Source organism: Arthrobacter endolithicus (genome assembly GCF_026627425.1).
GTDB lineage: Bacteria > Actinomycetota > Actinomycetes > Actinomycetales > Micrococcaceae > Arthrobacter_M.
This window is the reverse complement of record NZ_JAPNLH010000038.1, coordinates 1-5,670: the sequence shown is the minus strand read 5'-3', so window position 1 is coordinate 5,670 and position 5,670 is coordinate 1. Positions and strand designations below refer to the sequence as shown.

Sequence of the window (5,670 nt, the reverse complement as noted above, 5' to 3'; positions counted from 1 at the left end):
TGCGTCTGTTGTTTGAGAACTCAATAGTGTGCCAAGTTTTGTCGATACCGATTATTTTTATTGGTTGAGATTGTTGTTGTCTGCCACCCCGTGGTGGGTGACAATTTTTTTGGCTGGTTTCGAATTTAGTGCCGCTGTCTGCATCCTTTTTCCGGGTGTGGTGGTGGTGTCTGTGGTTTACATCAACGGAGAGTTTGATCCTGGCTCAGGATGAACGCTGGCGGCGTGCTTAACACATGCAAGTCGAACGATGAACCTCACTTGTGGGGGGATTAGTGGCGAACGGGTGAGTAACACGTGAGTAACCTGCCCTTAACTCTGGGATAAGCCTTGGAAACGGGGTCTAATACCGGATATTTACTTCCTGTCGCATGGTGGGTTGTGGAAAGATTTATTGGTTTTGGATGGACTCGCGGCCTATCAGCTTGTTGGTGAGGTAATGGCTTACCAAGGCGACGACGGGTAGCCGGCCTGAGAGGGTGACCGGCCACACTGGGACTGAGACACGGCCCAGACTCCTACGGGAGGCAGCAGTGGGGAATATTGCACAATGGGCGCAAGCCTGATGCAGCGACGCCGCGTGAGGGATGAAGGCCTTCGGGTTGTAAACCTCTTTCAGTAGGGAACAAGGCCGGCTTTTGGTTGGTTGAGGGTACCTGCAGAAGAAGCGCCGGCTAACTACGTGCCAGCAGCCGCGGTAATACGTAGGGCGCAAGCGTTATCCGGAATTATTGGGCGTAAAGAGCTCGTAGGCGGTTTGTCGCGTCTGCCGTGAAAGTCCGGGGCTCAACTCCGGATCTGCGGTGGGTACGGGCAGACTAGAGTGCAGTAGGGGAGACTGGAATTCCTGGTGTAGCGGTGAAATGCGCAGATATCAGGAGGAACACCGATGGCGAAGGCAGGTCTCTGGGCTGTAACTGACGCTGAGGAGCGAAAGCATGGGGAGCGAACAGGATTAGATACCCTGGTAGTCCATGCCGTAAACGTTGGGCACTAGGTGTGGGGGACATTCCACGTTTTCCGCGCCGTAGCTAACGCATTAAGTGCCCCGCCTGGGGAGTACGGCCGCAAGGCTAAAACTCAAAGGAATTGACGGGGGCCCGCACAAGCGGCGGAGCATGCGGATTAATTCGATGCAACGCGAAGAACCTTACCAAGGCTTGACATGAACCGGTAACGGCTAGAAATGGTCGCCCCGCTTGCGGTCGGTTTACAGGTGGTGCATGGTTGTCGTCAGCTCGTGTCGTGAGATGTTGGGTTAAGTCCCGCAACGAGCGCAACCCTCGTTCTATGTTGCCAGCGGGTTATGCCGGGGACTCATAGGAGACTGCCGGGGTCAACTCGGAGGAAGGTGGGGACGACGTCAAATCATCATGCCCCTTATGTCTTGGGCTTCACGCATGCTACAATGGCCGGTACAAAGGGTTGCGATACTGTGAGGTGGAGCTAATCCCAAAAAGCCGGTCTCAGTTCGGATTGGGGTCTGCAACTCGACCCCATGAAGTCGGAGTCGCTAGTAATCGCAGATCAGCAACGCTGCGGTGAATACGTTCCCGGGCCTTGTACACACCGCCCGTCAAGTCACGAAAGTTGGTAACACCCGAAGCCGGTGGCCTAACCCCCTTGTGGGGAGGGAGCTGTCGAAGGTGGGACCGGCGATTGGGACTAAGTCGTAACAAGGTAGCCGTACCGGAAGGTGCGGCTGGATCACCTCCTTTCTAAGGAGCGCCTGAAATTTCCTGTTCTGGCCCTGGTGGTTGGGGTGGGGGTTTGCAGGACGCCCGTTTCGTGGACGAAAGTTCCGCGGCGGGTGCTCATGGGTGGAATATTGATGGAATGGTTCCTGCCGGTTGGTTGGTGGGGGTTGGTGGGTGAGTACGGTTCCGGTGTCCTTCCTTTTGTGGGGGGTGTTGGGGTGTGGAAAGTTTACTGGTCCTTGTCGTGGTGGGGATCCTGTGTTGGCACACTATTGGGTTTTGAGGCAACAGGGCTGTGGTCGTGGTGTCCGGATGTTGGTTGTCTGGGTGTTGTGGGTGTGGTTTCTGGTGTTTCTGGTGTTCCCTGGCATGGCTTGCTGCTGCTGTTTGTGGTGGTGGGTGTGTTGTGGGGTTGTTGTTTGAGAACTACATAGTGGACGCGAGCATCTTATGAAGAAATGCAATTTCTTTTGAGTGTTTATGAACCTGGGATCGGGTTCACATGGTCGTTGCCGGTGTGCACTCTTTGGGGTGTGTGGTGGTGGTGGTGGTGTGGGCTTGTTGTCATGGTTTTCTCGATGAGTTGAGTTTTTTTTGATCTTTTGTGGTCAAGTTTTTAAGGGCGCACGGTGGATGCCTTGGCATTAGGAGCCGAAGAAGGACGTAGGAATCTGCGATAAGCCTCGGGGAGTTGATAACCGAACGGTGATCCGAGGGTGTCCGAATGGGGAAACCCCGCCATGGGCCTTTTGGTTGCGTGGTGACCTGCAGCTGAACACATAGGCTGTGTGGGGGGAACGTGGGGAAGTGAAACATCTCAGTACCCACAGGAAGAGAAAACAATAGTGATTCCGTCAGTAGTGGCGAGCGAACGCGGATCAGGCTAAACCGAGTCATGTGTTGATAGCCGGCGGGCGTTGCATGGTCGGGGTTGTGGGACTTTCCGTACTGGTTCTGCCGGACTGGTGAGGTGAGAGTGTAGGCATAGGTGAACGGTCTTGAAAGGCCGGCCGTAGAGGGTGTGAGCCCCGTAACCGAAATGTTTGTTATACCGCCTGGAGAGTATCCCAAGTAGTACGGGGCCCGAGAAATCCCGTGCGAATCTGTCAGGACCACCTGATAAGCCTAAATACTACCTAATGACCGATAGCGGACAAGTACCGTGAGGGAAAGGTGAAAAGTACCCCGGGAGGGGAGTGAAATAGTACCTGAAACCGTGTGCCTACAAACCGTCGGAGCAGCCGATGCCTCCTTTTGGGGGCGGGTCGTTGTGACGGCGTGCCTTTTGAAGAATGAGCCTGCGAGTTAGTGTTACGTCGCGAGGTTAACCCGTGTGGGGAAGCCGTAGCGAAAGCGAGTCTGAATAGGGCGAGTGTAGTGGCGTGATCTAGACCCGAAGCGAAGTGATCTACCCATGGCCAGGTTGAAGCGACTGTAAGACGTCGTGGAGGACCGAACCCACTTCAGTTGAAAATGGAGGGGATGAGCTGTGGGTAGGGGTGAAAGGCCAATCAAACTTCGTGATAGCTGGTTCTCCCCGAAATGCATTTAGGTGCAGCGTTGCGTGTTTCTTGCCGGAGGTAGAGCGACTGGATGGCTAATGGGCCCTACAAGGTTACTGACGTCAGCCAAACTCCGAATGCCGGTAAGTTAGAGCGCAGCAGTGAGACTGTGGGGGATAAGCTTCATAGTCGAGAGGGAAACAGCCCAGACCACCAACTAAGGCCCCTAAGCGTGTGCTAAGTGGGAAAGGATGTGGGATTGCGAAGACAACCAGGAGGTTGGCTTAGAAGCAGCCATCCTTAAAAGAGTGCGTAATAGCTCACTGGTCAAGTGATTCCGCGCCGACAATGTAGCGGGGCTCAAGTACACCGCCGAAGTTGTGGCATTCAGATTTTTGCTAAGCCTTCGTGGTTCAGGCGTCTGGATGGGTAGGGGAGCGTCGTGTGGGCAGTGAAGTCGCGGTGTAAACCAGTGGTGGAGCCTACACGAGTGAGAATGCAGGCATGAGTAGCGAAAGACGGGTGAGAAACCCGTCCGCCGAATGATCAAGGGTTCCAGGGTCAAGCTAATCTGCCCTGGGTAAGTCGGGACCTAAGGCGAGGCCGACAGGCGTAGTCGATGGACAACGGGTTGATATTCCCGTACCGGCGAAAAACCGCCAATACTGATTCCGTGATGCTAACCGCCCGGAGCCTGACCGCCCGCCCTTGTGGCGGGGCCGGTTTTTGGCCGAGCGCGGGACCCGATCGGGGGAGGTAAGCGTATTAACAGGTGTGACGCAGGAAGGTAGCCGAGCCGGGCGATGGTTGTCCCGGTCTAAGGATGTAGGAAGCATGATAGGCAAATCCGTTGTGCTGTCTTTAATGACGTTTCTGAGATCTGACGGGACCCCCGTGAGGGGGAATTCGGTGATCCTATGCTGCCTAGAAAAGCATCGGCGCGAGGTTTTAGCCGCCCGTACCCCAAACCGACACAGGTGATCAGGTAGAGAATACTAAGGCGATCGAGAGAATTATGGTTAAGGAACTCGGCAAAATGCCCCCGTAACTTCGGGAGAAGGGGGGCCTGCCTCGTGAAGGACACTAGCTGTCCGTGAGCGGGTGTGGGCCGCAGAGACCAGGGGGAAGCGACTGTTTACTAAAAACACAGGTCCGTGCGAAGTCGCAAGACGATGTATACGGACTGACTCCTGCCCGGTGCTGGAAGGTTAAGAGGACCGGTTAGCCTGTAAGGGCGAAGCTGAGAATTTAAGCCCCAGTAAACGGCGGTGGTAACTATAACCATCCTAAGGTAGCGAAATTCCTTGTCGGGTAAGTTCCGACCTGCACGAATGGAGTAACGACTTCCCCGCTGTCTCAACCATAAACTCGGCGAAATTGCAGTACGAGTAAAGATGCTCGTTACGCGCAGCAGGACGGAAAGACCCCGAGACCTTTACTATAGTTTGGTATTGGTGTTCGCAGTGGCTTGTGTAGGATAGGTGGGAGACTGTGAAGCCGTGACGCTAGTTATGGTGGAGTCATCGTTGAAATACCACTCTGGTCACTTTGGACATCTAACTTCGGCCCGTAATCCGGGTCAGGGACAGTGCCTGATGGGTAGTTTAACTGGGGCGGTTGCCTCCTAAAGAGTAACGGAGGCGCCCAAAGGTTCCCTCAGCCTGGTTGGCAATCAGGTGTCGAGTGTAAGTGCACAAGGGAGCTTGACTGTGAGAGAGACATCTCGAGCAGGGACGAAAGTCGGGACTAGTGATCCGGCGGCACATTGTGGAATGGCCGTCGCTCAACGGATAAAAGGTACCTCGGGGATAACAGGCTGATCTTGCCCAAGAGTCCATATCGACGGCATGGTTTGGCACCTCGATGTCGGCTCGTCGCATCCTGGGGCTGGAGTAGGTCCCAAGGGTTGGGCTGTTCGCCCATTAAAGCGGTACGCGAGCTGGGTTTAGAACGTCGTGAGACAGTTCGGTCCCTATCCGCTGCGCGCGCAGGAAATTTGAGAAGGGCTGTCCTTAGTACGAGAGGACCGGGACGGACGAACCTCTGGTGTGTCAGTTGTACTGCCAAGTGCATCGCTGATTAGCTACGTTCGGATGGGATAACCGCTGAAAGCATCTAAGCGGGAAGCTCGCTTCGAGATGAGATTTCCATACACCATCGTGTGTGAGAGGCCCCCAGCCAGACCACTGGGTTGATAGGCCGGACGTGGAAGCGGGGACTAAAGACCCGTGAAGCTGACCGGTACTAATAGGCCGATGACTTACACCACACCCCTTTTACCGGTGAAGCGACTTCAAACGCAACACCAGCACGGTAAAAAGGGAAAGAAACAAAGAATGCCCGCGTCCACTATGTGGTTCCCAACCAACAACCCCCACCCCCAGGGGCGTTGCACGGTCAACGGAACAAACACCACAGCATAACTAAATACTGGTAGTTGTAACCCACAAAATTTCCCCCACCACACCCCC

The 5,670-nt window shown here is 54.9% G+C and carries 2 rRNA genes; both read left to right on the top strand.

The features are described from left to right. The first annotated feature begins 182 nt into the window (after positions 1-182). Positions 183-1,718: ribosomal RNA gene (locus tag OS914_RS17715) — 16S ribosomal RNA — on the top strand. Positions 1,719-2,303: 585 nt separating this feature from the next. Continuing rightward, positions 2,304-5,468: ribosomal RNA gene (locus tag OS914_RS17710) — 23S ribosomal RNA — on the top strand. Together the 16S and 23S rRNA genes form the textbook arrangement of a ribosomal RNA operon. Positions 5,469-5,670: the final 202 nt, after the last annotated feature.